The sequence below is a fragment of the Bradyrhizobium sp. SRL28 genome, assembly GCF_018596315.1.
In the GTDB taxonomy this organism is placed as follows: Bacteria; Pseudomonadota; Alphaproteobacteria; order Rhizobiales; family Xanthobacteraceae; genus Bradyrhizobium.
This window is the reverse complement of record NZ_JAHEAG010000186.1, coordinates 1-746: the sequence shown is the minus strand read 5'-3', so window position 1 is coordinate 746 and position 746 is coordinate 1. Positions and strand designations below refer to the sequence as shown.

At 70.1% G+C, this 746-nt stretch carries 1 protein-coding gene; it reads left to right on the top strand.

Translation table 11 applies throughout. The features are described from left to right. The coding region (locus tag KIP88_RS45910) for a condensation domain-containing protein (RefSeq protein WP_249791574.1) at positions 1-746 on the top strand (746 nt) is incomplete at both ends.

The window sequence follows — 746 nt, the reverse complement described above, 5'->3', positions numbered from 1 at the left end:
CGGCACGACATCCTGCGCACGGCCTTTGTCTGGGAGGGACTGTCGAGCCCGGCCCAGGTGGTGTGGCGTCGTGCGTCGCTGGAGGTGAGCGAGGTCGAGCTGGATGGCTGTGATGGTCCCGGCGCCGATGAGCTCCGGCGCCGGTTTGATCCGCGCCGGCAGCGGATCGATCTTGGCCGGGCGCCCTTGTTGCGGTTTGTGACCGCGCGCGAGCCCGGCAGCGGGCGCTGGCTGCTTTTGGAGCTGCAGCATCATTTGATCGGGGATCACACGACGCTGGACGTGATGCATGCCGAGGTGCGGGCCGTGCTGGCGGGGCGGGCCTATGAACTGGCCGCGCCGCTGCCATTCCGCAATCTGGTGGCGCAGGCGCGTCTTGGTGTTGATGCCAAGGCGCATGAAGAGTTCTTCCGGGGGCTGCTGGCCGACATCGACGAGCCGACCATGCCGTTCGGGCTAAGCGAGGTCTACGGCGACGGCAGCGGCGTCGGCGAGGCGCATCGGGTGCTGCCGCAGGCGCTCAACGCGCGGCTGCGCGAACAGGCGCGGCGGCTCGGGGTGAGCCTGGCCAGCCTGTGCCATCTGGCCTGGGGGCAGGTGGTGGCGCGCAGCAGCGGCCGCGAGCAGGTGGTGTTCGGCACGGTGCTGTTCGGCCGGATGCATGGCGGCGCCGGTGCCGACCGCACCATGGGCCTGTTCATCAACACCCTGCCGCTGCGGCTTGATCTCGACGGCACCGGGGTTGC